The following is a 26111-nucleotide window of genomic DNA, read 5'->3' as shown; positions in this document are numbered from 1 at the left end:
TGCACACACGGCTTCGCGGCGGCGAACTGCGGCAAGATGGTGGCATGAGCGCGCGCACGATCGACCAGCACCGGGAGGCCGTGGCGGCGCTTCTCGCACCGCTCTTCCACAACCGCGCCGCTGAGGTGCTCCCCCTCTCGAGTGCTCGACTGACCGGTGACCCCGACAGCTACCGGGACAGGTCCCTCGCGATCGCCGTCGACTCCCCCGTGGCGCTGCCCCCCTTCGACAACTCACAGATGGACGGCTATGCCGTGCGCGCCGGGGACCTCGCGGCGGCCTCGGAGCTCACACCGACCACCCTGACCGTGGCCGACCGGATCGCCGCGGGTGACCCCGCCGGGCAGCTGGCGCCGGGCACCGCCGCCCCGATCATGACGGGCGCGCCGATCCCGGCGGGCGCGGATGCCGTGGTGCCGATCGAGCAGGCCGATCCGCCCCGCTTCCAGCCGCAGGACCCCGACGGCATGTCTCCCGAGGTTCAGAGCGTCTCGTTCCGCGCCGCCGTTCCGGTCGGCGGGTTCGTGCGCCCGACCGGCAGCGACGTGCACCCCGGTGACAGGCTCCTCGACGCGGGAACCCGGCTCGGCCCGGCCCAGTACGGGGTCCTCGCCGGGACCGGGCTGACCTCGGTTTCCGTGCTGCGGCGTGTCAGGGTCTTGCTCATCGCGACCGGCCACGAGATCCGCGAGCCCGGCGAGAACCTGGCCGCCGGCCAGATCTACGACTCCAACAGCGTCATCCTCGGCCAGGCCCTGCGGGATGCCGGCTGCACGGTGACCGCCCGGCCGTGCCGTTCCGACGATGCCGCCGACCTCCTCGCCCTCCTCGCCGAGGCCCCGGAGGTGGACCTCGTGGTCACCGTCGGCGGCGTCAGCGCCGGGGCCCGGGAGGTGGTGCGCGACGCGCTGGGCCCCCTCGGTGTGACCTTCCAGCACGTCGCGATGCAGCCCGGCGGCCCGCAGGGGCTCGGCGCGATCGCGGTGCCGATCAACACTGTGCCGATCAACACAGTGCCGATCAACGCTGTGCCGAGCACCACCGTGCCGAGCACCACCGTGCCGATCAACACCGTGCCCGTGATGACCTTCCCCGGCAACCCGGTGAGCGCCCTCATCTCGTTCGAGGTGTTCCTGCGGCCGGTGCTGCGGCGCCTGGCCGGACTGGCGAGACCCGACCGGGAGTTGCGGAGCGCCCCCCTCGCCGCGCCGGTGGAGTCGCCGGCCGGCAAGCACCAGCTGCGGCGCGGCATCCTGCGCCCCGACGGCGCCCTCGAACTGGTGGGCGGTGCCAGTTCGCACCTCCTGCACGCCTATGCCACCGCGACGGTGCTCGTGCACCTGCCCGTCGGGGTCGGCAGTGTCGCCGCGGGCGAACCCGTGGACTATTGGAGTATCGATGACTGAAACACCGTCCGACAACACCCCGGCCCCGCCCGGCCGGCTCAGCCACGTGCGCGCCGACGGCGCCGCCCTCATGGTGGACGTGACCGACAAGCCCGTCACCAAACGACGAGCCACCGCCACGGCCACGCTGATCACCCGGCCCGACGTGATCGCCCTGCTGATCGCCGGCGAACTACCCAAGGGCGAGGCCCTCGCCGTGGCCAGGGTGGCCGGCATCATGGGCGCCAAGCAGACCTCGGCGTTGATCCCGCTCTGTCACCCCCTCCCGCTCAGCGGTGCCACCATCGACTTCGCTCCCGGTGACGATCGGGTGCTCATCAGCGCGACGGTGAAGACCACCGGGGTGACCGGTGTCGAGATGGAGGCGCTGACCTCGGTGTCCGTGGCGGCGCTCACCCTGTACGACATGATCAAGGCCGTGGACAAACACGCGGTGATCACCGACATCAGGGTGCTGGCGAAGTCCGGCGGCAAGAGCGGCGACTGGAGCACCGAGTGAGCGCGACCGTCGGGCCGAGCGGACGGCCCGGCGACGGGCGCACCGGGCAGGTGATCGTGGCGTCGACCCGCGCGGCCGCCGGCGTGTACACCGACCGCACCGGACCCGTCATCGACGCCTGGCTGCGCGAGCGCGGCTGGCTGGTCTTGGACCGGGCCGTCGTCGCCGACGGCGAACCCGTCGGCGACGCTCTGGCCGCGGCCATCGAAGCCGGCCTCGACCTGGTCATCACGACAGGCGGCACCGGCGTGAGCCCCACCGACCAGACCCCGGAGCAGACCCTGCCGCTGCTGGATCGCCAGCTGCCCGGAATCATGGAGGAGCTGCGGCGGCGGGGCACGGCCGCCACACCGCTCGCCGTGCTCTCTCGCGGTTACGCGGGCATCGCCAGGGGCCGCACCGTCGTGATCAACCTGCCCGGTTCCACCGGGGGCGTGCGCGACGGGCTGGCCGTGCTCGCCGAGCTGCTCGACCACCTCATCGACCAGGTGCGCGGAGTCGACCATGCCGGCACGCCGGCCGCCGCCGACCACCAGGCCGCTCCAGCCAAGGCCTCATCAACGAAGGCCCCATCGCCCAAGGCCGTACCCCGTACTGGCACACCCCCTAAGGACCCCCGACATGGCCACTGAGCCCACCCCGCACGTGCTGTTCGCCCGCGTCGACGACACCCCCATCACCGTCGACGAGTGTACGGATGCCGTGGCCGACGCCACAGCAGGCGCCGTCGTGTCGTTCGCGGGTGTTGTGCGCAACCACGACGAGGACCGCGGCGTGACCTGGCTGCGCTACAGCGCCCATCCGAGCGCCCAGACCGTGCTCGAGGAGGTCGCGCACGAGGTGGCCCTGGCCCACCCGGGCTGCCGGATCGCCGCCGCGCACCGGGTGGGCGATCTGGGCATCGGCGACGTGGCGCTGGCCTGCGCCGTGGCGTCCGCGCACCGGGCCGAGGCCTTCGCGGCCTGCGCCGCCCTGGTAGACGAGATCAAGGCCCGCGTGCCCATCTGGAAGGAACAGGGCTTCACCGACGGCAGCACCGAGTGGGTCGCCGCGCTCGGCTGACCCGTCCCCCGACGCCCCGCCAACGGTTCCCCCAACGGACAAATAATCCCGGTACACGGGCGCAGAAGTCCGCACGGGCAACAGGTGCACCCAGATCACGCCACAAAACTGGGCATCGGCTGAGGGCGGCCGGGCCGGTTTACACGACCGACACAATGCTGCGCTTGACTAGGGATGTCGGCGCCCGCGAGGGCGCCCCTCGGCGGGCCCACAGGCCCGGCGACACCCGGATGCTGCGCATCCACGACCTTGGGAGGCACGGATGGACCTGACCACCGTTGCGACCATCACGCAGGCCCGCACCCGCGCCGACCTGGCCGCCCTCGGCGAGACCGTGGTGCCGCTGGCCGGCGGCTCCGAACTCTTCGCCGACCCGCGCATCCACCTCACCGGCCTCGTCGACCTGCAGACCATGGGCTGGCCGGCGCTGACCACCGGCGCAGACGGACTCGAGATCGCCGCCACCTGCACCCTCGCCGAACTGTCGCGGATGCCCGCCGAGCCCGGCTGGGTCGCCCACCCCATCTTCCACCTGGCCTGCACGGCCCTGTTCGGCTCCTTCAAGGTCTGGAACGTCGCCACCGTCGGCGGCAACCTGTGCACCTCGCTGCCCGCGGGCCCGATGATCTGCCTCACCGCCGCCCTCGACGCCGAGGTCCTGATCTGGCACGCCGACGGCACCGACAGCCGGATGCCGGCCCTCGACTTCGTCACCGGCAACACCACCAACGTGCTCGAACCCGGCGACGTGCTGCGCTCCATCCACGTGCCCGCCGCCACGCTCACTGCCCGCACCGCGTACCGCAAGATCGCCCTGTCCCCCCTCGGCCGCTCCGGCGCCGTGCTCATCGGCCGCCTCGACACCGACGGCCGTTTTGTGCTCACCGTGACCGGCGGCACCGTGCGCCCGGTGCAACTGCGCTACCCCTCTCTGCCCGATTCGGCCGCCTTGGCCGCCGACATCGCAGGTCTGGACGCCTGGTTCACGGATGCGCACGGCGCCGCGGACTGGCGCCGCGCCATGAGCGGACTGCTCGGCGAGGAAATCCGCCAAGAACTGGCCGCGCCGGCAGACCCGCCCAGACCCGGCACCGGCGACGGGAGCCGCGCATGAAGCTGACCGTGAACGGCAACCCGATCGACGCGCCGGCCGCGGCCGGCCAGGCCCTGCGCACCTACCTGCGCCAGCAGGAACACTTCGAGGTCAAGAAGGGCTGCGACACCGGCGACTGCGGCGCCTGCTCGGTGCTCGTGGACGGCACCCCGGTGCACTCCTGCATCTACCCGGCCTACCGCGCCGAGGGTCGCGAGGTCACCACCGCCACCGGCATCGGCGGGCCGGAGACCCTGGCCCCGATCCAGCAGCGCTTCATCGACGCGGCCGGTTTCCAGTGCGGCTTCTGCACGCCGGGCATGATCGTGACGGCGTCGACCATCCAGGAGCACCAGCTCGACGACCTGCCCCGCCTGCTCAAGGGCAACCTGTGCCGGTGCACGGGCTACCGGGCCATCGACGACGCCATCCGCGACCGGCACACCCCGGCCGACGGCGGCTGCGGGCACGACCACGACCACCAACAGACCGCCGCCGGTGCAGCGGATGCGGCAACCCCCGACTCCGCAGCCGGCTCCGCACCGGTCGCCGCCCCGATCTCCGGCCTCGGCCCGGTGCGCCCCACCAAGCCCCGAACCACCGCGCGCACCTCCGCCACCGACGGCCGCGTGGGCGGCTCGCTCCGCGCCCCCGCCGCCGCCAGGGTGGTCAGCGGACAGGAGCCGTACACCCTCGACGTGGCCGTGCCGGGCCTGCTGCACCTCGCCGTGCTGCGGAGCCCGCACGCCCACGCCAGGGTGATCTCCCTCGACGACACCGCCGCCCGCGCCCTGCCCGGGGTGCACGCCGTGCTCAGCGCCGCCGACTCCCCCGCCGCCCTGTACTCCTCGGCCCGGCACGAGAGCCGGCTCGACGACCCCGATGACAGCCTGGTTCTGGACTCCGTGATGCGGCACCGCGGCCAGCGGGTGGCCGCGGTGGTCGCCGATTCCGTGGCCATCGCGGAGCACGCCTGCCGGTTGCTCGAGGTAGACTACGAGTTACTGCCCGCGGTCTTCGACCCCGCCGAAGCGCTGCGCCCCGGCGCCCCGTTGGTGCACGGCGAGAAGGATGCGACGATCAGCCGCCTGGCCGACCCGTCCCGGAACCTCGTCGCCGAGCTGCACGGCGAGTACGGCGATGTGACGGCGGCACTGGCCACTGCGCACACCGTGGTGACCGGAACCTGGCAGACCCAGCGGGTCGCCCACACCCAGCTGGAGACCCACGCCACCATCGGCTGGCTGGAGGACGAACGGCTCGTGCTGCGTACCAGCTCCCAGGTACCGTTCCTGGTGCAGAAGGAGATCAGCCGCATCTTCGACCTCGATCTCGAGGCCGTGCGGGTGTTCACCGCCCGCGTCGGCGGCGGCTTCGGCGGCAAGCAGGAGATCCTCACCGAGGACATCGTGACCCTCGCGGTGCTGAAGACCGGGCGGCCCGTGCAGTACGAGTTCACCCGCACCGACGAACTCGCCGCCTCGCCCACTCGGCACCCGATGCGGGTAAGCGTCACCCTGGCTGCCACGGGCGACGGCCGGCTCACCGCCCTGACGGTCGACGTGCTCTCCGACACCGGCTCATACGGCAACCACGCCCCCGGCGTCATGTTCCACGGCACCAGCGAGTCCGTGGCGCTGTACAACGTGCCCAACAAACGGGTGGATGCTCAGGCCGTGTACACGAACAATCCGCCGTCGGGCGCGTTCCGCGGTTACGGGCTGGGCCAGGTCATCTACGGGATCGAGTGCGCCCTCGACGAACTCGCCGTCGAGCTGGGCCTGAACCCGTTCGACATCCGCCGGATCAACTCGGTGCGCCCCGGCGACCCTCTTGTGGTGACCCATCAGGAGGGCGACGACATCGGCTTCGCCAGCTATGGCCTGGACCAGTGCCTCGACCTGGCCCAGGCGGCCCTGACTCGCGGCAATGGGGTGACCGCCCCGACCGGCGCCACCTGGCGGGTGGGCGAGGGCATGGCGTCGGCGATGATCGCGACGACCCCGCCGCGCGGCCACTTCTCGCAGGCGACCATCACCCTGGACCAGAATGGACGCTACCTGGTGCGGGTGGGCACCGCCGAGTTCGGCAACGGCACCACGACGGTGCACACCCAGATCGCGGCGACGGTGCTGAACACCGGCCCGGATCGCATCGAGATCCGCCAGTCCGACACCGACGCCGCCGGCTACGACACCGGCGCCTTCGGGTCGGCCGGGGTAGTGGTGGCCGGCAAGGCCGTGCACGGCGCGGCGCTCGAGCTGGCCGGTCTGCTGCGCGAGAAAGCGGCCCGACTCACCGGCATTGCGGCCGGGGACTTCGTCCTGGCGGCCGACGGACTGCGGGCCGGCGACGTGTTCGTGCCGCTGGCCGCGCTTTCCGGCCCGGACGGCCTCACCGGAACAGGCCGGGAGGACGGCGCCCGCCGTTCGCTGGCATTCAACGTGCACGCGTTCCGGGTGGCCGTGAACACCGCCACCGGCGAGGTGCGCATGTTGCAGTCCATCCAGACCGCGGATGCCGGCTTCGTGATGAATCCCGAACAGTGCCGCGGCCAGATCGAGGGCGGGGTGGCGCAGGCCATCGGTACCGCGCTGTACGAGGAACTCATCCTCGACGGCGCCGGCACCGTTGAAACCAGGGTGCTGCGCAACTATCACATACCGCAGCTGGCGGACCTGCCGGTGACCGAGGTGTACTTCGCGGACACCGCCGACGACCTGGGGCCGTACGGCGCCAAGTCGATGAGCGAGTCGCCGTACAACCCGGTGGCGCCGGCGCTGGCCAACGCGGTGCGCGATGCTCTCGGCATCCGCTCGTACGAACTGCCGATGTCGCGCGACCGCCTGTGGCGCCTGATGAACAGGGGCGCCTGACAGGCGGTCGCACGTGGCTCACAGCGCCAGGGCTAGGAGCTGATCGGCTTCATTTCCTTGCCGTGCATGGTCACCGCGTAGATCACCAAAACGTCGATGGCGATCATGGTGAGCGACCAGAGCGGGTAGGCGCCGAGGAAGGCGATGTTCACCAGGGCGCTTCCGAACGCCAGGATGACGGCGACGACTCGTGCCCACATCTGCCCCGCGAGCAGGGCGACGCCGGCCAGGATCACCACAGCACCCAGGATCGTGTGCACCCAGCCCCAGGTCGTGTAGTCGACCTGCACCACCAGTCCTTCCTGGCCGACGAGGTAATAGGTGTCCTGGAACAGTGCGACCAGGCCCTGGATGACGTGGAACGCGCCCATCATCAACATCATGACGCCTGCGAAGACTATCCAGCCGGTCCAGCCCGACGTACCGCTGTCGGTTGTGTAGTTGTTGGTTTCCGCCCCGGTCGTGCTGCCCGGTGCCTGCCGTGTGCTGGTCATGGTGACTCCTCCATTCAAGGGATTCGGTGAGCACGCTAATGCGCGGGCGCGCCCGATTCGTCCCCCGAATGGGGTGAGGGCTGAAGGAAAATCCCGGTCAGCCCGGAGGGGAATCGGTCGCGTCAGACCGAGGGGTGAATCGGGCCCTGCCGGTCCCGCAGGGGGGCGCCGGATGCCCCGGAGCGGGTGGCGAGAACCTCGGCGAGGATCGACACCGCCGTCTCCGCCGGGCTGCTCGCGCCGAGGTCCAGGCCGATCGGCGAGTGCAGCCTGTCGAGGGCGGCGGCGGACACGCCCGCCTCTTGTAGGCGCAGCATCCGTCTTTCGTGAGTGCGCCGGGACCCCATGGCGCCCACGTAGCCGACGTCCAGGCTCAGGGCCGTGCTGAGCAGCGGCAGGTCGAACTTCTCGTCGTGGGTGAGCACGCACACCACGGTGCGGGCGTCGGTGTGGGTGCGGGCGAGGTAGTCGCTCGGCCACTCGACCACCACCTCCGCAGCGGTCGGGAAACGTTCGGGGGTGGCGAACACGGCGCGGGCATCGCAGACGGTGACCCGATAGCCCAGCAGGGTCGCGGCGGCCGACAGAGCGCCGGCGAAGTCCACGGCGCCGAAGATCAGGCAGCGCGGCGGGGCCTGGGCCACGAGGTAGAGCACCCGGCTGATCGCCCCGTCGCAGTCCACCGAGCCCAGGCTGGTCTCGCCGGCGTTGACAGCGGCGGCCAGCTGCGCCCGGATGCGGCGTACCGAGTCGGCGTCGAGGCCGGCGGACTCCCCGCGGTCGGTTGCGCGGTCGGTTGCGCCGTCCGGTGCCAGGATCAGGCCGGCCCCCGTTCCCGCGACGACCAGGGCGAGCCCGGCGGCCTGGCCGGCCGCGGCTCGCTCCAGCTGGGCGCGCACCTCCGCGGTCATGGCGTTGCGTCCGGCCGGGGCGATCTCGGCGAGGAACACGTCGACGGTGCCGCCGCAGGACAGCCCTACGGCGAACGCGTCGTCATCGCTCACCCCGAATTCGGTGAGGTGCCCGCGGCCGGTCTCGAGCACCTCCTGGGCACTGTCGTAGATCGCACCCTCGACGCAGCCACCGGAGATGCTGCCGAGAACCGCACCGGAGTCGGTGACGGCCATGGCCGTGCCGAGGGTGCGCGGCGCGCTGCCGAGCACCCGGGTCACCGTCGCCACGGCCACCCGGCGACCGTCCGCGAGGGCGTCCAGGAGTGCACCGGCGATTTCGAGCACGGTCAGTTGCTCGCGCTCTGGTCCATGCCCATCCGTCGCAGCACCAGGTTCTCGGCGAACTGCGCCACACCGTAGAGCACCATCGAGACGATGGTGATGACCACGACGGACGACCACACCTCGAAGTTCTTCACCTGCGAGACCGCGACGACGATGCCGTAGCCCAGGCCCTGGCCGGTGGCGAGCCACTCGGCCAGCAGGGCGCCGGTGATGGCGCCGGGGATGGAGATCTTGACGGCGGCGAAGAACGACGGCAGCGAGCTGGGCAGCGCCACCTTGCGGAGCGCGGTGAACGGGGTGCCGCCGTAGACGGCGATGACGTCGCTGACCTGAGGGGACGCCGACCGCAGGCCGAAGGCGATGTTCACCAGGGCCGGGAAGAGCACCACGATGGCACCGGTCACCACGGCGATGCTCGGTCCGCGGCCGGTAATGAGGATCAGCACCGGGACGAAGGCCACCAGCGGCACGCTGCGCAGCAGCAGGGCGATGGGCATCAGCGCGTGCTCGATGCCCTTCGACAAGGTGAACAGGGTGGCCAGCACCAGGGCGAGCAGCAGCCCGGCGACGAAACCGAGGAACGCGTCGGTGAGGGTGACACCGAGGTTGGTGAGGATCAGCGCCCGGTTCTCGGCGGCATCCGGCACCGTGAAGAGCCAGTTGAACACATCCAGCGGTCCCTTGGCGATGAACGGCGAGATCCCCAGCAGCAGGATCAGGCCCTGCCAGGCGACGAGGACGATCACGAGCGTCAGCAGGCCCGTCGCCAGGGCCCGGCCGATGTAGGCGCCGATGCCGCGCGCCTGCGCCCCGCTGCTCTTGGTGAGGACAGCGGCCTGAACGACGATGGCCTCGGCAACATGGGTTTGCGCGCTCATGAGCTGCTCCGTCCGGTGGTCCAGGGGGTGGCGAAACGGGAGATCAGCGCGAAGAGCAGGTAGCCGATGCCGGCCAGCAGTCCCGCGACGAGGGCGAGGCTCCAGACCCGTTCCACGTTCGCGGCGTTGCCGGCGGCGAGCATGGCCAGGCCGAGGCCCCGCTCGGCGCCGCCGAGGTATTCCCCGAGGATGGCGCCGAGCAGCGCGGCCGGAGCCGCGATCTGCAGGGCGTTCAGCACGCTGGGCAGCCCGGCGATCAGCCTGACCTTCCGCAGCTGGGTGAACTTGGTGCCGCCGTACACGGTGACGAGGTCGAGACTGGCCGTGTCGGCGGCCTTGAGCCCCACCAACGAGCCGACCACCGTGGTGAAGAACACCGACATGGCGGCCAGGAAGATCGCGGTGCCGGACGGGTCGCCGCGCGGCGGGCCGATCACGGTATACGCGATCGGGCCGATCGCCACGATCGGCACGCAGTAGGTGATCACGGCGATCTGCAGCGCGATCTTCTCGATGCGCGGCAGCACCAGGACCAGTCCGGCCAGCAGCAGCGCCAGGCCGTTGCCCCAGAGGAACCCGATCGCCGCTTCGCTGAGGGTCATGGTGATGTGCGGCAGGTAGAAGCCGATGCCGTCGCCGGCGAACTGGCGGAATACCTCGGCCGGGGTGGGGATGGCACCGCCGGGCACCGAGCCGGCGTTCTGGAAGATGGTGAGCGCGCTGATCCACCACAGGGCCACCACGACGATCACGCCGAGAAGCCCGGTGGCCCAACCGGGCAGGCCGCGGCTGACCGGCATCAGTGCGCCCCGGCGGCGGCCGGGGTGTCGGCGCCGAAGAGCAGTTCGGACGCCCGGTCGTGCAGGGCGTGGAATTCGGGGCTGCGCATCATCTCGGGCAGGCGCGGGCGGGGCAGGTCGATCTCGATGACTTCCTTGACGCGGCCGGGCCGCGGACTCATCACGGCCACTTGGTCGCTGAGGAAGATCGCCTCGGAGATCCCGTGGGTGACCATCAAGGTCGTCGCGGGCTTCTCGGTCCAGATGCGCAGCAGCTCGATGTTGAGGCGCTGCCGGGTCATGTCGTCGAGGGCACCGAACGGTTCGTCGAGCAGCAGCACCGACGGCTTGAGCACGAGGGAACGGGCGATCGAGACGCGCTGGCGCATCCCGCCGGACAGCTGGGCCGGCTTGGCCTTCTCGAATCCGGCAAGGCCGACGAGCTGGATGAGTTCGGTGACGTAGTCCTCGTCGACGGGCATCCTGGCGACCTCGAACGGAAGCTTGATGTTGCTGCGCACACTCCGCCAGGGCAGCAGGGCGGAGTCTTGGAAGGCGATGCCGAGTTCGTGGCCGCTGCGGAGTTCCGCGGGGCTCTTGCCGTCCACCCGGGTGGTGCCGCTGGTCGGGTTCTCCAGGCCGGCGAGGATCCGCAGGATCGTGGATTTGCCGCAGCCGGAGGGGCCGAGCAGCGAAAGGAAGCTGCCCTTGTCGGTGTGCAGGTTCGCGTTGTCGAGCGCGACAACCTCCCTGCGACCGACCGAGAAGGTCTTGTGCAGCGCTTCAATGTGTAGGCCGGTACCGTGCAGGCCGGTTCCCGAAGCGATGGGTGGAGCGGTGTCGATCGTGCTCACGTCGTACTTTCCTTACTGGGCGTCGTCGGATGCCGGTAGTTCAGTATCGCCGACGGCACCCGCCTCGGTGAGACGGGTGCCGCGACGAGAGTTGTGCTGCGGGTGGCTACTTGCTGTAGGCGATGAGGTCGGGGTTCTCCTCGTACACCTCGGCCAGCAGGCTCATGTCGAACAGGGTGGCGGTGTCGATGTCGATACCGGCGGCCTTGAGCGTGGCGACAGACTCCTTCTGCAGCGCGTCGCTGATGGTGAACAGCCCGTTGGCCGCGGTGTCGGGGCTGACGACGAGGTCGGTGGCCTGGATCTCCGCCTGGCGGGTCTCCTTCTCCATGGTCAGCCCGAGGTCCTTGCCGTAGGTGTCGACGGTGAGCTTCGCGGCGGCAGCGGGATCGTTGATCGCGTCGGCCCAGCCCTTGATCTCGGCGACCAGCAGTGCCTTGAGCATCTCGCGGTCGTTGGCGATCGCATCCTCGGAGGCGGTGAACGTCTCGGCGACGAACGGCAGGCCGTTGTCGGCCAGCGGCAGGTTCACCGGGTCGAGACCGGCCAGCTCGGCGTCGATCGACTCGTTGGTGAGGTACGCGAACCATCCGTCGACCTCGCCGTTGAAGAGCGGGGTCGGGTCGTACTCGACCGGGACGACGGTGATCGTGGACGGGTCGATCTCATTGACCTTGAGGAAGGCGTCCCACAGGCTCTGGTTGCTGGCCTGGACGCCGATGGTCTTGCCCGCAAGGTCGTCGAGGGTGGCGATGTTGCCCACGCCGGCGAGCGAGAGGATGGTGAACGGGTTCTTCTGGTACGTCGCCCCGATGATCTTCAGCGGTGCGCCCTCCTCGGCGATGACGGTGCCCGTGGAGATGGCGTTGCCGACGCCGAGATCGACGTTGCCGGAGATGACGCCGGCCTCGGCCGACGCCGGGCCGGGGATCAGGTCGACGGAGTCGAAGCCCGCTTCGGCGAAGTAACCGGCATCCTCGGCCACGAACTCGCCCATGAACTCGGCGTTCTTGATCCAGGACAGCTGGATGCTCGCCTCGCCGAACGAGGCTGCGTCGCCGGAGCCCGACTCGGCGGAGCCGGCGTCGCCGGCGCAGGAGGACAGCAGCAGGGTGAGTGCGGCGGCCACGGCGACGCCGGTGCCGACGCGCTTGGCCGAGCGACGGGTGAACGGGGAAACTGGGGCTTGCGTCATGACGCGGTCCTCTCGATGGTGCTCGGGGATTGCCGTGGAACTCAACGGCGTGCTGGGGCGGAATGCCTGAATGCTGAAATGGAATGTGCTGCGGTGCGGCTGTGATCGCGGTGCTGGGGTGCTGCTGGTGTGACTGCGTTGCTGGGGTGATCAAGGTGTTTCAACGCAGCGCATCCGCTGCAACAGATGTTCGGATCACTCGAACACTAATTGCTGCGTGTGACGCCGCGAAGACCGAATCATTTCCGGCTCATTACGTCCGAAAAGTCGTGCTGGAACACTGGATTCCTCCCCGAGCGGTCCCGGAACCCTGGCGTGATAGCGTCACGGAGTTCACCCAGAAAGGAACCCCAATGTCTTCCGCTATCGTACCGAGCATCGCGTTCGTCGCCGGCCTGCCCAAGGCCGAACTGCACCTGCACCTCGAGGGCACCCTCGAACCCGAGCTCAAACTCGAGCTGGCCCGACGCAACGGCGTGGACATCGGCCAGAGCACGGTGGAGCAGGTGCGCGCCACCTATGAGTTCGACTCGCTCGCCAGCTTCCTCGGCGTCTACTACCCCGCGATGGACGTGCTCGTCACCGAGGCCGACTTCTACGACCTCGCCACCGCGTATTTCCGCCGCGCCGCCGCCGACGGGGTGCGGCGGGTGGAGGCGTTCTTCGACCCGCAGGCGCACACCTCGCGGGGCATCCCCATCGAAACCGTCATCCTCGGCTACCACAGGGCCGCCGTGGATGCCGCCGGCCTCGGCGTCTCCGCGGAGCTGATCCTCTGCTTCCTGCGCGACTTCACCGCCGAGAGCGCACTGGAGACCCTGCAGTCCGCACTCCCCTATCTGGACAGGTTCATCGGTGTCGGCCTCGACTCCGACGAGCGAGGCAACCCGCCGGCGAAGTTCGCCGAGGTCTTCGCGCTGGCCAGGGCGAACGGCCTCAAGCTCACCATGCACTGCGACATCGACCAGGTCGGCAGCATCGAGAACATCCGCCAGGTACTCGAGGAGATCCAGGTGGACCGCATCGACCACGGCACCAATATCGTCGAGAACCCGGAACTGGTCACCCTGGTGCGGGAGCGCGGCCTGGGGCTCACTTGCTGTCCGGTGTCGAACAGCTTCGTCACGGCAGACATGAAGGCCGTCGAAATGGTGGACCTGCTCCACTTCGGTGTCCTGGTCACCGTCAACTCCGACGATCCCGCCTACTTCGGCGCCTACGTGGCCGACAACTACCTGGCGCTGGCCGAGAAGGCCGGGCTCGACACCGACGAGCTGGTGCAGCTGGCCAAGAACTCCTTCCAGGCCTCCTGGCTGCCCGACGCCGAGAAGCAGGCCTACCTGGCGGAAATCGACGCGTACGTCGCAGGGTACCCGGCTGCCTGACCTGCTGGGCACCGTCGGTGTTTCATCACCGGAAATGTCGTGTGTCCGACAGGTTTCGGAACCCCGGAACGAGGCCAGAACGACTTCACTAGGGTGAGCGGTGAGCCACCGAACGGGGCCGCTGGAGTCGTTTCGGACCGGCACAGAAACCGAGAAGGAGAACCGATGTACGACCTGGTCATCCGCTCGGCTCGTGTGCTCGCCGAGCAGGGTTTCATCCCGGCGGCCGTCGCGATCGCGGGCGGCGTCATCCGTGCGATCGCGCCGGTGGATGCGCCCTTGGCGGCCCGGCAGGACGTCACCCTCCCGGTCGGCCAGGTGCTGCAGCCGGGCATCGTGGACACCCACGTGCACGTCAACGAACCCGGCCGCACCGACTGGGAGGGCTTCGCGAGTGCCACCCGCGCGGCCGCGGCCGGCGGTGTGACCACGATCATCGACATGCCGCTGAACAGCATCCCGCCCACCACGACGGTGCCGGCTCTCGAGCTCAAGCGCGCCGCGGCCGCGCCCCAAGCCACGGTCGATGTGGGCTTCTGGGGCGGGGCGATTCCGGGCACCCTCGGTTCGCTTCGGCCGCTGCACGACGCGGGGGTCTTCGGCTTCAAGGCCTTCCTCTCCCCCTCCGGCGTCGACGAGTTCCCGCACCTCTCCTCGGAGCAACTCGAGGCCGCTGCGACCGAGATCGCCGGATTCGGCGGACTGCTCGTGGTGCACGCCGAAGACCCGTCCGTGCTCGAAAGCGCCGAGAACGCCGGCGGCACCGGCTACCGGGACTTCGTCGCCAGCCGACCGGATGCGGCCGAGGACGCCGCGATCGCCCGGGTGATCGCCGTCGTGCGACGCACCGGCGTGCGCGCCCACATCCTGCACCTGTCCTCCGCACTGGTGTTGCCCAGACTGGCCGCGGCCCGCGCCGAGGGCCTGCCGATCACGGTGGAGACCTGCCCGCACTACCTCAGCTTCGCCGCCGAGAGCATCGCCGACGGCGCAACGGCGTTCAAGTGCTGCCCGCCGATCCGCGGCGAGGACAACCGTGACCTGCTCTGGCAGGGCCTGGCCGACGGTGTCATCGATCTCATAGCCTCCGATCACTCCCCCGCCACCCGGGAACTCAAGCTCGGCCACGGCGGTGACTTCGGCCTGGCCTGGGGCGGTATTTCCGGCCTACAGCTGAGCCTGCCCGCCGTGTGGACGGCCGCCAGGGCCCGCGGGCTCACGCTCGAGCAGGTGCTGCACTGGATGAGCCGCGCCACGGCCGACTTCGTGGGCCTGCCGGCCGGGCGGATCCGTGTCGGTGCGGCCGCCGATCTGGTGGCTTTCGCGCCCGAGGAGGTCTTCACCGTGGACGTCGATACCCTGCGGCACAAAAACCGGGTGAGCGCCTTCGACGGCGCCACCCTGATCGGCCGGGTGCACACCACCTGGCTGGCCGGAAACGTGATCTACGCGTTCGACGACACCACATTCGATGGATCCGACGCATCCGCCCGGCCACCAGCCGGCCGCATGCTGACCGCCCGCTGACCCGAACTTTTTCCCGAACACCGCATCATGTACGAACCAGAAGGAGCACCCATGTCGATAGTTCTCGGACCCAACCGCTACGGCAAGGCGGAGAACCGCATCGTGCGCATCTACCGCGACACGCCCCGCCACGAGATCCACGACATCAGCGTCTCCACTGCCCTGCACGGCGACTTCGCCGACGCACACCTCGCCGGTGATCAGCTGCAGGTGCTGCCCACCGACACCCAGAAGCAGACCGCGTACTCCTTCGCCAAGGAGAAGGGCTTGCTCTCGATCGAGAGCTACGGCCTCGATCTGGCCACCCATTTCGTCGATCACATCACGTCGGTGGCAGGCGCCAGGGTGGAGATCGAGGAGTTCGCCTGGGAACGCGTTGTCGTGGACGGCACCGAGCACGACCACACCTGGGTGCGGCGCGGCCAGGAGGTGCGCACCGCGTCGATCTCGGTGGAGGGCACCGGCACCGATCAGCGGGTCTGGGTGGTCGGCGGGCTGAAAGATCTGATCCTGCTCAAGTCCACCGGCTCGGAGTTCTCCGGCTTCATGCAGGACCCGTACACGCTGCTGCAGCCCACCACCGACAGGGTGATGGCCACCTCCCTCACAGCCGGCTGGCGCTTCACCGACCACACCGTGGTGGACTGGGAGGCCAGCTACGCCGGTATCTCCGCGCTGCTGAAGACCCAGTTCGCCGTGGTGCATTCCCTGGCCCTGCAGCAGACCCTCTACAAGATGGGCGAGGCCGTGCTCGCGGCCTACCCGAACATCGCCGAGATCCGGCTCTCCGCGCCCAACAAGCACCATTTCCTCTATGACCTGTCACCATTCGGTGTGGAGAACAACAACGAGGTCTATCACGCCGCCGACCGCCCGTACGGGCTGATCCAGGCCACCGTGATGCACGATGACGCCGCGGATGCCGGGCCCGCCTGGGATTCCTACACCGGGTTGGTCTGATGAGCCTGGCCGCAGGTTCGGTGGGGCCGTCGTTGGAGCAGGTCTACCTCGGCCACGTCTTCCACGTGGCCGGCTCCCCCACCCTCGCCGAAGCGCCGGCGCACCTGGTGTCGTTGCCGCAGGGCGCACTGGTCACCGCCGTCGACGGCACCATCGCCTGGGTCGGCCGTGCCGTCGACCTGCCGTCGAGCTTCGCAGCGCTGCCGGTCACCGATACCCGCGGCGGCTTCATCCTGCCCGGCTTCGTCGATACCCACATCCACTTTCCGCAGACCTACTCCACGGATGCCTATGGCGGCGGCCAGCTACTCGAGTGGCTCGACAACTGCGTCTTCCCGGCCGAGACCCGGCTGCAGGACGACGACTTCGCGGCGGCGATCGCCCGCGACTTCACCCGCCGGCGCACCGCGGCAGGCACCACGAGCGCCCTGGTGTTCGGGTCGGCCTTTCCGCACGCCCAGGACGCACTGTTCGCCGAGTCCGAGCGGGCGGGGCTGCGGCTGGTCAGCGGGCGCGGCATCCAGACCGTCGGCCCCGACTCGGCCAGCGCCCTGATCACCTCGGAACGCCAGGCGGTCGACCTGGTCAGCGACGAGATCTCCCGCTGGCACGCCCGCGACACCGGTGATTCCCGCACGGCGCTGCTGCAGGTGGCCGTCGTACCCAGGTTCAGCCTGTCGGTGACGCCGCAGACCCTCGCGGCGCTCGGCGAGCTCTACGACGGCGTGCGCGATCGGGGCGTCTACTTCCACAGCCACCTCAACGAGAACAACCGCCCGGAGACCGGCGAGATCGACGTGGTCAAGGCGATCTACCAGGTCGAGAACTACCTGGACACCTACGACGGCAGGTTCCTGCCGGGTTCGGCCGTCGGCGGGTCGAGCCTGCTCGGCCGACGCAGCATCCTGGCACACGCCGTGCACTGCGAGGACGTCGAGCTGGCCCGCCTGGCCGAGACCGGTTCGTCAATCGCACACTGCCCCACCTCGCAGCAGTTCCTCGGCTCCGGCACCATGCCGTGGACCCGCACCACCGGCTTCGGCGTGAACGTGGCGCTGGGTTCCGACATCGGCGCGGGCGACGAGTGGCTGATGAGCCGGGTGCTGAACGACTGTTTCAAGGTGCACCTGTCCGAACCCGGCGATGCCGGCCTGTCGATCAGCCCCGCCGAGCTGCTCTTCACCGCCACCCTGGCCGGTGCCCGTGCCCTGGACATGGAGGAGCGCTACGGCAACCTCGACGTGGGCAAGGATGCCGACTTCCTGCTCATCGAGCCCGACAAGTGGGAGCCGCTCGCGGCGGTGCTGGCCAACGGCATCCGGGCCGACGACGAGGCGATGGCCACCGACCAGACCCTCTTCGCCCTGCTGATGGCGCTTCGCCAGCCGGCCATCACCGGCGTTTTCGTGCGAGGCCGCCGCGTCACGGCCGCCTAGCCCGGCCCGGCCCGCCCACGCCGCCGTCCGGTCCCGGCCCAACTGTTGCCCGTGCGGACAAGTGCGTCCGGCGCACCGGGACCATTTGTCCGATGCGGCAACGGTTACTCGCCGACGGTCCCATCGACGGCCTCGCGGATCAGGTCGGCATGGCCGCAATGCCGGGCCGTCTCCTCGATCAAGTGAAGCAGGATCCAGCGCAGGCTCCACAGTTCACCGTCCCGGCCCGGGGACGCGACGAGCTCGTCGAGGCCCCGGCCGGCCGTGGCCCGTCGGCTGCGTTCGCAGGCCGACCGGTACAGCCCGCGCAGCTCGTCCGGGTCATCGCCCGCGGCGCTCGTGAACTCCCAATCGCGGTCGTCGTGCCACGGCGCGCTACCCCAGGGCTCGAGCTCGTCGTCGGAGCGGCCGAGGAACCGGGACTGGATCCAGCGGTCCTCCACGAAGGCGAGGTGTTTGAGCAAGCCGCCCAGCGTGAGAGTGGATGGTGCCACGGCGAGGTTGAGGCCCGCGCGGTCCAGTCCCTCGGCTTTGATCAGCAGCGTCTCTCGCTGGAAGTCGAGGAACTCGTTGAGCGAACGGTGTTCGTCGCTGGCGGGGTGCGGGTCGGTGCGTGTCATGACCTCAGCCTCCCACAGCACCTTCCGGCGCGGCCCAGCGCCATACTGGAACGCATGACAGCAGCCGATGCCGCACTACCCCCGACACCGGAACCGGTGTTCTTCCCGGATCTCGTGCCCGAACTCCTGGTTGGCGATCTTACGGTCAGCCTGAGCTTCTGGGTCGAACTGTGTGGCTTCGAGGTGCTCTACGACCGGCCAGACGACGGATTCGCGTACCTGCGGGCCGGCACCGCGCACCTGATGCTCGAACAGGTCGGCATCGGACGCAACTGGATCCCCGCCGCCCTGGAGCGTCCGCTGGGGCGCGGCATCAATTTCCAGATCATGATGCCGAACATCGCTCCCCTGCTGGAGCGCCTCGCGGCGGCCGACTGGCCGCTCTTCATGGCCGCCGAGACCAGGTGGTACGACACCGGCGACACCCAGGCCGGCGTGGCGCAGTTCCTGGTGCAGGACCCGGACGGCTACCTCGTGCGGTTCTCGTCGCGGGTGAGCGCCGAGGGCTGACTCTGCAGCTGAACCTGACGTCGGCGCCCGCCGTGGTCTCCCCGATTCGCAGCATCCGCGTGACTCGGTCGCCCGCACGGGGTAATCTCGCCCTCATGTGCGGCAGATTTGCAATGAACGAGGACGTCGACGATCTGATCCGGGACTTCGTCGCGGCCGGCGGCCGTGCCGGGGACTGGCGGCCCAGCTACAGCATCGCGCCGACCGACTCGGCCCCCATCGTGCGCGAGTGGCAGCCGGAGGGCGCCGACGCCCCCACCCGGGAGGTCACCCTGGCCACCTGGGACTGGCCGCAACCGGCGGGGGCGCCGCGCCGCGGCCCGATCATCAACGCCCGGCTGGAGAAGCTTGACCAGCGGTTCTGGGTAGGCGCCTTCTCCAACGCCCGCTGTATAGTTCCCATGCTCGGCTATTACGAGTGGACCGGAGAGAAGGGCGCGAAACAGCCGCACTTCATCCACGGCGACGGTCTGCTCGCGGCGGCCGGGGTCAGCTGGGCATCCAAGGATGCCGACGGTGACTGGTCGCGCGTCTTCGCCGTGGTCACCAGGGAGGCCAGGGACGCCTCCGGTGAGGTCCATGACCGGATGCCGGCCTTCCTCGAACCCGACACCTGGGCGACCTGGTTGAACCCGCAGTCGATCACCGGGGCGAACCCCACCGAGTCGGCGGCGAACCGCTCGACCATGATCGACCTGCTGGATCGCACGTCCACCGCGGTGGCGGCCACCATACGCACCCGGTTGGTGGACCGCAGGGTCAACAGTGTGCGGGCCATCGACCCGCAGGACGCGACGCTGGTGGCGGCGCTCGAAACCTAACCGGCGGCGCCAGTGACGGCCTGCCGGGCGGCCTGCTGCAGCTCAGTCCGGTCGACCCCCAGCTGGCGCAGGGCCCGGCTCATCGTGCCGTGCTCGACCTCGGCGGCCGCCCACACCACGTGAGCCGACCGGAGTTCGTGACCACGGCCCGCGCCCTCCTTCGACAGGGCCACGGCCCGCTGGAAGACATCCTGCAGACTGCCGGCGCTGCGGTACGGGCCCGTGCGCGCGGGCGACGGCGCTGCGTGTGGCGACGGCTCCGGTGATTCTGCCTCCGCGTCGACTCCCACGGACTGGAGGGCCAGCGCGTGCGTCTGGACGATGGCGGTCCGCACATCCGCCGTCGTCACGTCGAAGGTGGCGAACGCGCGTCGGGCAGAGTCGTCCGGCAATGCCAGCACGGCCAGCAGCAGATGCTCAGCCCCCGGCACCTCGTCGCCCAGTGCGGCGGCTTCCTGTTCCGCCGTCGTGAACAGCTCATTCATCATGCGGATGTCTGCGATCGCCTGTCGAATTCCCATGTCAGAAGTCCTTCGTTGTCGGTGGTGCGCGTCGTCGTTGCGGTACTAGTCCAGGGGTGCGCGGCGCTGCGGCGAGAGCCGCTTGTGCGCCGCCTGGGCGGTCATGCCGAGAGCCTGGCCGATCTGGTTCCAGGTCCAGCCCTGTTCGAGGGCGTGATCCACCGCGGACCGCTCCAGCCGAGCCGACAGCCGACGCAAGGCGACTACGGCCGCGAAGGCTTCGTCCGGATGGTCCGGGGTGGGAATTCCGCTGGTCTCGAACATGCGTCAACTTTAGTTGATGCTCAGCGCTAGTGTCAACAAAAGTTGATGACCCAGCGGGTGTCGCCGTCGGATTAGACCACTAGGTTGGGCAGCGCCCCCAGTGATCTCGCTGCTGACCTGCCTCTGCATACACAGATTGGACACCATGCCCGCGAACCTGTCCGCACGCAGCATCCTCTGGATCGGCATCGGCCTGATCACGGCCAGCGTCCTCGTCCAGGTCGGCAGGGACCTCGCCTACCGCCTCGTCGCCACCGACTCGCTCCAGGCCGTGGCGAACAGCTGGTGGTTCGGCTCGTTCGACGTCGTGTTCCTGCTGGTGGCACCCCTGGGTACATTGATGATTGCGGCGTTTTTCGTCGCCCGGTTGATCGAGCGGGTCCCGACGGTGCCCGCGCAGCCGGCCCGCCGCATCACCGCCGCCGGGGTGTTCTGGGCCGGGATCGTCTTCACGCTGGTCGGCCTGCTCGTGGTCGCCTCGCTGGACGGCTGGATGGGCACACTGGCCGCACAGGGACGCCCCAGCATCGCCCTGGATGCGCTCTATTTCGTGGTCAGTCCACTGCGGAACATCGTGATTCCACTCGGCCTCGCCCTGCTCCCGGCCTCCGTATTGATGAAAAAGCTCGAGGTTCGCAGCCGGACGGCTCAGCGACCCCTCTAGTCAGCTACCCCGATAGGTCGAGTACGCGAACGGGCTGAGCAGCAGCGGCACGTGATAATGCGCCGACTCGTCGTCCAATTCGAAGACGATGGTGACGTAGGGGTAAAACGTGCTCTGGCCCCGAGCCGAAAAGTAGCTGCCGGTCTCGAAAGTGATGCGGTACCGACCCGCGGACACAGCCTCTGGCCCGAGGTCGGCAACCCGGCCGTCGGCATCCGTCTGCGCCGTGGCGAGTTCGCGCCAACCCCCGTCGAGGTATTGCTCCAGGACCACGCCCACGGATGCCGCTGGGCTGCCGGACACCGCGTCAAGCACGTGGGTGGTGATGTGGCTGCGCGCGCTCATCACCGGGCATCCCGCGGGGCTGCTGAGTCGGTGGCTTCGGTTTTCTGCACCGAGTCATCCTGCCACTGACGGGCGAGAACCCCTAACCGGAGCAGGGCGATGTCGCGCAGCTCTGAGCCCACGATTGCCGCCTCGGTGTTGTCGTCCAGGGTGAGCCGGCGCCGTAGCTCGGCGAGGATTTCCCGGCGGCTGCGGCCGGCGGCGCGGATGAGGAACACCCTGTCGAAACGCTCCTCGTAGATCCGGTTGCCGTCGGCGATGGCCGCCGCGAGCTCGGCGTCGTCGGAGTCGACCGACGCCTGTTCTGCCCGGGAGAACCCCGCTGCCTGCGAGTCGCCCGCGGGCTTCTCGCCGATCCGCGGATGCTCCGCCATGGCCTCGTCGATCTCGCTCCAGGGCAGCGGTGTTGCGGCCGCCCTGGCCGCTTCGATGAGGTCTGCGGCCGAGGAGAACGGCGCCCGGACGGCCACCGCGTCGGCCCAGCGCGGAACGGCCAGGCAGGCCAGGAGGGCGGTGCGCAGCTCGTCGCCGACAGGAATCGTGGTCATGGGGTCCTCCGGGTGACGAAAATCGGGCTGACGAGGGGTGGAATGACGAGGGTCGGGGCGGTGAGCGGCGAGCGGGGCACAAGACGACGTGCAGCCCGGGCCGCTGCCCGTACGATGACAGGCATGCACTCCGCAGAGACTCCTCGGGTGGCCGGACTGGTCCTGGCCGCCGGCGCGGGCAGCCGATATGGCAAACCCAAGTCGCTGGTCGTCGACGCCTCCGGCGAGCCTTGGCTGGTGCGAGCCGCCCTGGCCCTGGAGGCCGGCGGCTGCGACCCCGTTGTTGTGGTGCTAGGAGCGAGCGGGACCCAGGCCGAAGGCCTGCTGCGCTCGGCCGCGGCCCGATTCGAAAGGCCGAACCGGCTGACGGTGGTGCACGCAGAGGACTGGGCGGCGGGACTGTCGGCATCCCTAGATGCCGGCCTGGCGCGGCTGCAGCAGAGCGAGAACGACATCGTCATCGCGGTAGCCCTGGTTTTGGTGGACGTGCCCGACCTCACTGCCGCCACCGTGCGCCGGCTGATCGACGGAGCAATCCCGCAGACCCTCCGGCAGGCGCACTTCGGCGGCCGGCCAGGGCATCCGGTGGTGATCGGTCGCGAGCATTGGGCGCCGCTGCGAGCGAGCCTGACCGGCGACAGCGGTGCACGACAGTACCTGGTGGCACGAGACGCGACCGCGGTGGCCTGCGACGACCTGGGCACTGGCCTGGACGTCGACGAGCCGGGCACGCGGCAGTCCGCGCCACACCCGGAACCGGGCGCGCTCACCAGGGTGCTTCGAGCTCGTCGAGGTCCTCGTACACGCTGGTGATGGCCGCGATCCGGGTGCGGCTCTCCCGCACCTGCGCGCCCATCGCGCCGGTGGCGAGCAGGTTCATCAGGCTCATGGCCGTGGCGTAGCTGTCAAAGGCCGACACCGAATCCACCGGGCATTCGAGCCAGTGGGTGGCCTGGTCGGAGTACTTGCGAGCAGAGGAGTCGGCGATGAGCACCAGCTGGACCTCGCGGCTCCGGATGGCCGCAACGATGTCCCCGAAGCCGGAGACCCGCCGGCGGAAGCCCATCAGTACCACCACGTCACGCGGGCCGAGGCCGGCCAGCTCTTCGCCGAGCGACTGGCCGGGCAGCGGCGCGAGGCGCACGTGGTCACGGGCCTGCACCAGCTGCTGGCGCAGGTGCAGCGCCAGCGGGTAGCTGTTGCGCAGCCCCACGATCACGACGTTCTGGGCCGACCGTACCAGCCGGGCCGCGGCATCCAGCCGGCCATCCTCCAGGGTGACCAGCAGACGGCGCAGGTTGTCCTGTTCGGCTTCGGCGTGCGCGGCGAGCCGCGAAGGGGTGCCGGCGGATGCGCCGGGGCCGCCGAGCGGTGAGCCCAGGTTGCGCAGTGACCTGGCGTGCTCGCGCACCTCGGCCGAGTCCTGGAAACCGAGCCGGCGGAACAGCCTGGACACCGTGGCCTTGGACACGCCGCTGAGCCGGGCCAGCTCGGACGCGTTATAGACGGCGAGGTCGCTCATGTGGTCGAGGATGAAGTCGGCGGCGCGCTGCTCCTGCGGGGAGAGCTCGCCGTAGCGGCCGTCGATGCGTTGCCCGATATTCAGCGTCATGCCGGGTCCTGCAGCGTGTGACCGTCGGCCAGGGCGAGCACGGCGGCCTCGAAGGCATCCAGCGCCCTGGCGACGTCGGGCTCGGTGACCGACTCGTCGGGGTGGTGGCTCACTCCCCCGGCGCAGCGCACGAAGAGCATGCCGATCTCGGTGAGGTGCGCCACGGCCATCGCGTCGTGTCCAGCCATCGAGAGCAGCTCCAGAGGCGTCGACCCGTCGTCAGAGCCATCCGCGGCACGGATGCCCGCGGCGATGACGCCGCGCAACCGGTCGCTGCAGTGCGCCGCCGGTGCCGCGTGCGTCTGGTGCACGGCGACGTGCAGTCCACGCGTGCTGCAGATCTCCTCGAGCAGGGCCTCGATCCGCTGCCAGGCCGCGTCGCGGTCCGCATCGAAGCGGCCACGCAGGTCGAGGCTGAATTCGGCCCGGCCGGCGATCACGTTGACGGCGTCGGGGAACACCTCGAGGTGCCCGACGGTGGCGATCAGGTCGGCATCGCGGGCGAGCCGTTCGATGGCCACGATGGCCTCGCTGGCCCCGGCGAGGGCGTCGCGGCGGTGCGTCCACGGGGTACCGGAGTGTCCGGCCTTGCCGGTGATGGTGATCTGAAAGCGCCGCGCGCCGGCAATCGACGAGACGATGCCCAGCGGCAGGTCGTTCTCCTCGAGCACCGGGCCCTGTTCGATGTGGGTCTCGAGGTAGCCGACGAAGTCGTTGGAGGTGCGGGCGGCGGCGGTGACGGCGGCCGGGTCGAGGCCGAAGGCCACGAACGCGTCGTGCAGGGTGATTCCCACCTCGTCGGTGAGCTCCCACCAGGCATCCAGCCAGGTGCCGGCCAGCGCCCGGCTGCCCAGCAGCGCGGTGCCGAACCGGGTGCCCTCCTCGTCGCCGAATGCCACGACCTCGAGGGCGAACGGCAGGCTGCGGCCGTCGGCGTTGATGCGCTCGACCACGGCGATGGCGGTGAGCACCCCGAGGATGCCGTCGTACCGGCCGGCCGAGGGCACCGTGTCCAGGTGCGAGCCGAGCAGGAGCGCGGGCAGGCCGGGGGTGGCTCCCTCGAGCCGGCCGCACTGGTTGCCCGCGGCGTCCTGCCAGGTGGCCATGCCGGCGTCCCGCATCCAGCCGGCGGCGAGAGCGTTCACCGCAGCGTGCTCCGGCGACAGGTAGACCCGTTGGATCAGGCCGTCGGACAGGCTGGAGTGGCTGGCGAGTTCGTCGCAGCGTTCGAGCACGGCGGCGGCGCCGGTGAGTGGTTTCGACGGATCAGGCGTCGTCATGCGCCCGCGGCATCCTGATAGACCTCGTAGGCGGCGCCGACGCCGCCCCCGCCGGTCACGCTCGCGCCGGCGCGACGCAGCACCTGCTCGAGGGCGGCCAGGGTGGTCAGCACGGTGTCCTTGCGGGCGTTGTAGCCCATGGTGCCGATGCGCCAGACCAAGCCGCGCAGCGGCCCGAACGAGGTGCCGATCTCGATGCCGAAGTCGTTCAGCAGCTCCCCGCGCACGGCGTCGCCGGTGACACCGTCGGGGATGTGCACGGCCACGACGTTGTTCATCCGGTGTTCCAGGTCGCCGAAGACGTTCAAGCCCAGGCCCTGCACGCCGGCCAGCATCGCCGCGCCGTGCAGCCGGTGCCGTTCCACGGCCGTGTCCATACCTTCGTCAACGAGCAGCCGGGCGCATTCGCGGGCCCCGTAGAGCATGGTGGTGGCCTCGGTGTGGTGGTTCAGGCGCTTGGGTCCCCAGTAGTCGAAGATCATCGACAGGTCGAAGTAATTGGAGCGGATCGGGTTGGCGTTCACGGCGTCGCCAGCCTCGCGGATGCCCGCTTCGATGCTCTTGCGGGCATTGATCACCTCGACGGCCCGCGGGGAGAAGGTCGCCGGTGCCGAGCCGGAGGGGCCGCCCAGGCACTTCTGCAGGCCGGCGGTCACGGCGTCCAGCCCCCAGGCATCCGCCTGGAAGGTGTTGCCGGCCAGCGACGCGGTCACGTCGGTGTAGAACAGCACGCCGTGCCTGGCGCAGATATCGCCGAGCTCGTCGAGCGGCTGGGCCACGGTGGTGGAGGTGTCGCCGTGCACGATCGCCAGCAGCGCCGGCTTGGTCTCGCGGATGGCCTGCTCGATCTGGGCGGGGGTGAACACGGTGCCCCACTCGATCTCCCGCACGTGCACCTCGGCGCCGGCGCGCTCGGCGATCTCGCGCAACAGGTGGCCGAACCGGCCGAAGATGGGCACCAGCACCCGGTCACCGGGGCTGATCAGCGAAACCAACGCCGCCTCTATCCCGGCGCGGGAGGTGCCGTCGATGAGCAGGGTGTGCTCATTCGCGGTCTTGAAGACGCCGCGGTAGAGCGCCATGGTCTCGTTCATGTACGCCGTCATGGACGGGTCGTATTGGCCGACGAGCTGGGCGGACATGGCACGCAGCACCCGGGGGTCGGCGTTCACCGGGCCGGGGCCCATCAGCAGGCGGGACGGCGGATTGATCGGCAGACTGGAAATGACTGTTTCACCCTTCGG

28 protein-coding genes are annotated in these 26111 nt (G+C 69.9%); 14 read left to right on the top strand and 14 right to left on the bottom strand.

Annotated features, from left to right (window positions below):
• Positions 1 to 44 precede the first annotated feature (44 nt).
• From B7495_RS07180 to B7495_RS07155, 6 genes are all read left to right on the top strand, one after another.
• A complete protein-coding gene (locus B7495_RS07180; RefSeq protein WP_088455972.1) occupies positions 45 to 1406 on the top strand; it encodes a molybdopterin molybdotransferase MoeA in 1362 nt (453 codons plus the stop codon).
• Positions 1399 to 1905, top strand: a complete 507-nt coding sequence (moaC, locus tag B7495_RS07175) for a cyclic pyranopterin monophosphate synthase MoaC (protein ID WP_088455971.1) — start codon at positions 1399 to 1401, stop codon at positions 1903 to 1905. Before B7495_RS07180 ends, moaC begins: the two co-directional genes overlap by 8 nt.
• Positions 1902 to 2537, top strand: coding sequence for a molybdenum cofactor biosynthesis protein B (locus B7495_RS07170; protein WP_088455970.1), 636 nt, complete (start codon positions 1902 to 1904; stop codon positions 2535 to 2537). Before moaC ends, B7495_RS07170 begins: the two co-directional genes overlap by 4 nt.
• A complete protein-coding gene (locus B7495_RS07165; RefSeq protein ID WP_174776720.1) occupies positions 2527 to 2967 on the top strand; it encodes a molybdenum cofactor biosynthesis protein MoaE in 441 nt (146 codons plus the stop codon). The genes B7495_RS07170 and B7495_RS07165 overlap by 11 nt, the downstream gene beginning before the upstream one ends.
• Positions 2968 to 3229: 262 nt before the next feature.
• Positions 3230 to 4081 carry an FAD binding domain-containing protein gene (locus tag B7495_RS07160; protein WP_088455969.1) on the top strand — a complete coding sequence of 284 codons (852 nt, stop codon included), beginning with the start codon at positions 3230 to 3232 and terminating at the stop codon, positions 4079 to 4081.
• A complete protein-coding gene (locus B7495_RS07155) occupies positions 4078 to 6936 on the top strand; it encodes a molybdopterin-dependent oxidoreductase (RefSeq protein WP_088455968.1) in 2859 nt (952 codons plus the stop codon). Before B7495_RS07160 ends, B7495_RS07155 begins: the two co-directional genes overlap by 4 nt.
• A gap of 32 nt (positions 6937 to 6968) precedes the next feature.
• Here the strand turns inward: B7495_RS07155 and B7495_RS07150 are convergent, their stop codons facing one another.
• The 6 genes from B7495_RS07150 to B7495_RS07125 form a co-directional block, all read right to left on the bottom strand.
• On the bottom strand, positions 6969 to 7430 hold the full coding sequence (locus tag B7495_RS07150; protein WP_088455967.1) for a hypothetical protein: 462 nt from the start codon (positions 7428 to 7430) through the stop codon (positions 6969 to 6971).
• Between the two features lie 122 nt (positions 7431 to 7552).
• A complete protein-coding gene (locus B7495_RS07145; protein ID WP_088455966.1) occupies positions 7553 to 8668 on the bottom strand; it encodes an XdhC family protein in 1116 nt (371 codons plus the stop codon).
• Between the two features lie 2 nt (positions 8669 to 8670).
• Positions 8671 to 9546 carry an ABC transporter permease gene (locus B7495_RS07140; RefSeq protein WP_088455965.1) on the bottom strand — a complete coding sequence of 292 codons (876 nt, stop codon included), beginning with the start codon at positions 9544 to 9546 and terminating at the stop codon, positions 8671 to 8673.
• Entirely contained in the window at positions 9543 to 10346 is an 804-nt protein-coding gene (locus B7495_RS07135; RefSeq protein ID WP_088455964.1) for an ABC transporter permease, read from the bottom strand. The genes B7495_RS07140 and B7495_RS07135 overlap by 4 nt, the downstream gene beginning before the upstream one ends.
• Positions 10346 to 11179: an ABC transporter ATP-binding protein gene (locus tag B7495_RS07130; protein WP_240632439.1), complete on the bottom strand. Its 834-nt coding sequence runs from the start codon at positions 11177 to 11179 to the stop codon at positions 10346 to 10348. The genes B7495_RS07135 and B7495_RS07130 overlap by 1 nt, the downstream gene beginning before the upstream one ends.
• Before the next feature lie 106 nt (positions 11180 to 11285).
• On the bottom strand, positions 11286 to 12374 hold the full coding sequence (locus tag B7495_RS07125) for an ABC transporter substrate-binding protein (RefSeq protein WP_088455963.1): 1089 nt from the start codon (positions 12372 to 12374) through the stop codon (positions 11286 to 11288).
• Positions 12375 to 12727: 353 nt separating this feature from the next.
• Here B7495_RS07125 and add point away from each other — a divergent pair, with 353 nt between their 5' ends.
• The 4 genes from add to B7495_RS07105 all read left to right on the top strand — a co-directional run bounded on the left by add (position 12728) and on the right by B7495_RS07105 (position 17682).
• Complete coding sequence (add, locus tag B7495_RS07120) at positions 12728 to 13759, top strand: adenosine deaminase (protein ID WP_088455962.1); 1032 nt, start codon at positions 12728 to 12730, stop codon at positions 13757 to 13759.
• 165 nt (positions 13760 to 13924) lie between these two features.
• The gene (allB, locus tag B7495_RS07115) at positions 13925 to 15286 is read left to right on the top strand and encodes an allantoinase AllB (protein ID WP_088455961.1); all 1362 of its coding nucleotides are present in this window, start codon (positions 13925 to 13927) and stop codon (positions 15284 to 15286) included.
• Between the two features lie 51 nt (positions 15287 to 15337).
• Complete coding sequence (gene pucL, locus B7495_RS07110) at positions 15338 to 16246, top strand: factor-independent urate hydroxylase (RefSeq protein WP_088455960.1); 909 nt, start codon at positions 15338 to 15340, stop codon at positions 16244 to 16246.
• On the top strand, positions 16246 to 17682 hold the full coding sequence (locus tag B7495_RS07105) for an amidohydrolase family protein (protein ID WP_088455959.1): 1437 nt from the start codon (positions 16246 to 16248) through the stop codon (positions 17680 to 17682). The genes pucL and B7495_RS07105 overlap by 1 nt, the downstream gene beginning before the upstream one ends.
• Before the next feature lie 104 nt (positions 17683 to 17786).
• On the opposite strand, the gene B7495_RS07100 is transcribed toward B7495_RS07105, so the two are convergent.
• Complete coding sequence (locus B7495_RS07100) at positions 17787 to 18302, bottom strand: DinB family protein (RefSeq protein WP_088455958.1); 516 nt, start codon at positions 18300 to 18302, stop codon at positions 17787 to 17789.
• Positions 18303 to 18356: 54 nt separating this feature from the next.
• On the opposite strand from B7495_RS07100, the gene B7495_RS07095 reads away from it, so the two are divergent.
• Positions 18357 to 18812: a VOC family protein gene (locus B7495_RS07095; protein WP_166788877.1), complete on the top strand. Its 456-nt coding sequence runs from the start codon at positions 18357 to 18359 to the stop codon at positions 18810 to 18812.
• Positions 18813 to 18925: 113 nt separating this feature from the next.
• Positions 18926 to 19633: an SOS response-associated peptidase gene (locus tag B7495_RS07090; protein WP_166788878.1), complete on the top strand. Its 708-nt coding sequence runs from the start codon at positions 18926 to 18928 to the stop codon at positions 19631 to 19633.
• On the opposite strand, the gene B7495_RS07085 is transcribed toward B7495_RS07090, so the two are convergent.
• Positions 19630 to 20154, bottom strand: a complete 525-nt coding sequence (locus B7495_RS07085) for a Clp protease N-terminal domain-containing protein (RefSeq protein ID WP_088455956.1) — start codon at positions 20152 to 20154, stop codon at positions 19630 to 19632. The genes B7495_RS07090 and B7495_RS07085 overlap by 4 nt on opposite strands.
• A 45-nt stretch (positions 20155 to 20199) precedes the next feature.
• Entirely contained in the window at positions 20200 to 20418 is a 219-nt protein-coding gene (locus B7495_RS07080; protein ID WP_088455955.1) for a sigma-70 family RNA polymerase sigma factor, read from the bottom strand.
• A 145-nt stretch (positions 20419 to 20563) separates the two neighbouring features.
• Here B7495_RS07080 and B7495_RS07075 point away from each other — a divergent pair, with 145 nt between their 5' ends.
• Positions 20564 to 21082: a hypothetical protein gene (locus B7495_RS07075; RefSeq protein WP_121678480.1), complete on the top strand. Its 519-nt coding sequence runs from the start codon at positions 20564 to 20566 to the stop codon at positions 21080 to 21082.
• Here the strand turns inward: B7495_RS07075 and uraH are convergent, their stop codons facing one another.
• A complete protein-coding gene (uraH, locus tag B7495_RS07070; RefSeq protein ID WP_088457957.1) occupies positions 21083 to 21427 on the bottom strand; it encodes a hydroxyisourate hydrolase in 345 nt (114 codons plus the stop codon).
• On the bottom strand, positions 21427 to 21975 hold the full coding sequence (uraD, locus tag B7495_RS07065; protein WP_088455953.1) for a 2-oxo-4-hydroxy-4-carboxy-5-ureidoimidazoline decarboxylase: 549 nt from the start codon (positions 21973 to 21975) through the stop codon (positions 21427 to 21429). The genes uraH and uraD overlap by 1 nt, the downstream gene beginning before the upstream one ends.
• Before the next feature lie 123 nt (positions 21976 to 22098).
• Here uraD and B7495_RS07060 point away from each other — a divergent pair, with 123 nt between their 5' ends.
• On the top strand, positions 22099 to 22788 hold the full coding sequence (locus tag B7495_RS07060; protein WP_088455952.1) for an NTP transferase domain-containing protein: 690 nt from the start codon (positions 22099 to 22101) through the stop codon (positions 22786 to 22788).
• Here B7495_RS07060 and B7495_RS07055 read toward each other — a convergent pair.
• From B7495_RS07055 to B7495_RS07045, 3 genes are read right to left on the bottom strand one after another with little or no spacing between them, the layout of a single operon-like run.
• Positions 22742 to 23587 (bottom strand): MurR/RpiR family transcriptional regulator, encoded by an 846-nt coding sequence (locus B7495_RS07055; protein ID WP_088455951.1) that lies wholly within the window; start codon positions 23585 to 23587, stop codon positions 22742 to 22744. The genes B7495_RS07060 and B7495_RS07055 overlap by 47 nt on opposite strands.
• On the bottom strand, positions 23584 to 24867 hold the full coding sequence (locus B7495_RS07050; protein WP_088455950.1) for an allantoate amidohydrolase: 1284 nt from the start codon (positions 24865 to 24867) through the stop codon (positions 23584 to 23586). The genes B7495_RS07055 and B7495_RS07050 overlap by 4 nt, the downstream gene beginning before the upstream one ends.
• Positions 24864 to 26054, bottom strand: a complete 1191-nt coding sequence (locus tag B7495_RS07045) for an alanine--glyoxylate aminotransferase family protein (protein WP_088457956.1) — start codon at positions 26052 to 26054, stop codon at positions 24864 to 24866. The genes B7495_RS07050 and B7495_RS07045 overlap by 4 nt, the downstream gene beginning before the upstream one ends.
• Positions 26055 to 26111 lie beyond the last annotated feature (57 nt).

Origin of the sequence: Cryobacterium sp. LW097, from assembly GCF_002205495.2 — a bacterium.
Taxonomy (GTDB): domain Bacteria; phylum Actinomycetota; class Actinomycetes; order Actinomycetales; family Microbacteriaceae; genus Cryobacterium; species Cryobacterium zongtaii.
This window is presented reverse-complemented; position numbering and strand designations above follow the sequence as displayed.

Excerpts from the sequence above, each read along its gene's own strand:
- B7495_RS07180 (WP_088455972.1), top strand. The coding sequence starts at position 45 with ATGAGCGCGCGCACGATCGACCAGCACCGGGAGGCCGTGGCGGCGCTT.
- moaC (WP_088455971.1), top strand. The coding sequence starts at position 1,399 with ATGACTGAAACACCGTCCGACAACACCCCGGCCCCGCCCGGCCGGCTC.
- B7495_RS07165 (WP_174776720.1), top strand. The coding sequence starts at position 2,527 with ATGGCCACTGAGCCCACCCCGCACGTGCTGTTCGCCCGCGTCGACGAC.
- B7495_RS07160 (WP_088455969.1), top strand. The coding sequence starts at position 3,230 with ATGGACCTGACCACCGTTGCGACCATCACGCAGGCCCGCACCCGCGCC.
- B7495_RS07155 (WP_088455968.1), top strand. The coding sequence starts at position 4,078 with ATGAAGCTGACCGTGAACGGCAACCCGATCGACGCGCCGGCCGCGGCC.
- B7495_RS07150 (WP_088455967.1), bottom strand. The coding sequence starts at position 7,430 with ATGACCAGCACACGGCAGGCACCGGGCAGCACGACCGGGGCGGAAACC.
- B7495_RS07140 (WP_088455965.1), bottom strand. The coding sequence starts at position 9,546 with ATGAGCGCGCAAACCCATGTTGCCGAGGCCATCGTCGTTCAGGCCGCT.
- B7495_RS07135 (WP_088455964.1), bottom strand. The coding sequence starts at position 10,346 with ATGCCGGTCAGCCGCGGCCTGCCCGGTTGGGCCACCGGGCTTCTCGGC.
- B7495_RS07125 (WP_088455963.1), bottom strand. The coding sequence starts at position 12,374 with ATGACGCAAGCCCCAGTTTCCCCGTTCACCCGTCGCTCGGCCAAGCGC.
- add (WP_088455962.1), top strand. The coding sequence starts at position 12,728 with ATGTCTTCCGCTATCGTACCGAGCATCGCGTTCGTCGCCGGCCTGCCC.
- allB (WP_088455961.1), top strand. The coding sequence starts at position 13,925 with ATGTACGACCTGGTCATCCGCTCGGCTCGTGTGCTCGCCGAGCAGGGT.
- pucL (WP_088455960.1), top strand. The coding sequence starts at position 15,338 with ATGTCGATAGTTCTCGGACCCAACCGCTACGGCAAGGCGGAGAACCGC.
- B7495_RS07105 (WP_088455959.1), top strand. The coding sequence starts at position 16,246 with ATGAGCCTGGCCGCAGGTTCGGTGGGGCCGTCGTTGGAGCAGGTCTAC.
- B7495_RS07100 (WP_088455958.1), bottom strand. The coding sequence starts at position 18,302 with ATGACACGCACCGACCCGCACCCCGCCAGCGACGAACACCGTTCGCTC.
- B7495_RS07095 (WP_166788877.1), top strand. The coding sequence starts at position 18,357 with ATGACAGCAGCCGATGCCGCACTACCCCCGACACCGGAACCGGTGTTC.
- B7495_RS07090 (WP_166788878.1), top strand. The coding sequence starts at position 18,926 with ATGAACGAGGACGTCGACGATCTGATCCGGGACTTCGTCGCGGCCGGC.
- B7495_RS07085 (WP_088455956.1), bottom strand. The coding sequence starts at position 20,154 with ATGGGAATTCGACAGGCGATCGCAGACATCCGCATGATGAATGAGCTG.
- B7495_RS07080 (WP_088455955.1), bottom strand. The coding sequence starts at position 20,418 with ATGTTCGAGACCAGCGGAATTCCCACCCCGGACCATCCGGACGAAGCC.
- B7495_RS07075 (WP_121678480.1), top strand. The coding sequence starts at position 20,564 with ATGCCCGCGAACCTGTCCGCACGCAGCATCCTCTGGATCGGCATCGGC.
- uraH (WP_088457957.1), bottom strand. The coding sequence starts at position 21,427 with ATGAGCGCGCGCAGCCACATCACCACCCACGTGCTTGACGCGGTGTCC.
- uraD (WP_088455953.1), bottom strand. The coding sequence starts at position 21,975 with ATGACCACGATTCCTGTCGGCGACGAGCTGCGCACCGCCCTCCTGGCC.
- B7495_RS07060 (WP_088455952.1), top strand. The coding sequence starts at position 22,099 with ATGCACTCCGCAGAGACTCCTCGGGTGGCCGGACTGGTCCTGGCCGCC.
- B7495_RS07055 (WP_088455951.1), bottom strand. The coding sequence starts at position 23,587 with ATGACGCTGAATATCGGGCAACGCATCGACGGCCGCTACGGCGAGCTC.
- B7495_RS07050 (WP_088455950.1), bottom strand. The coding sequence starts at position 24,867 with ATGACGACGCCTGATCCGTCGAAACCACTCACCGGCGCCGCCGCCGTG.
- B7495_RS07045 (WP_088457956.1), bottom strand. The coding sequence starts at position 26,054 with ATGGGCCCCGGCCCGGTGAACGCCGACCCCCGGGTGCTGCGTGCCATG.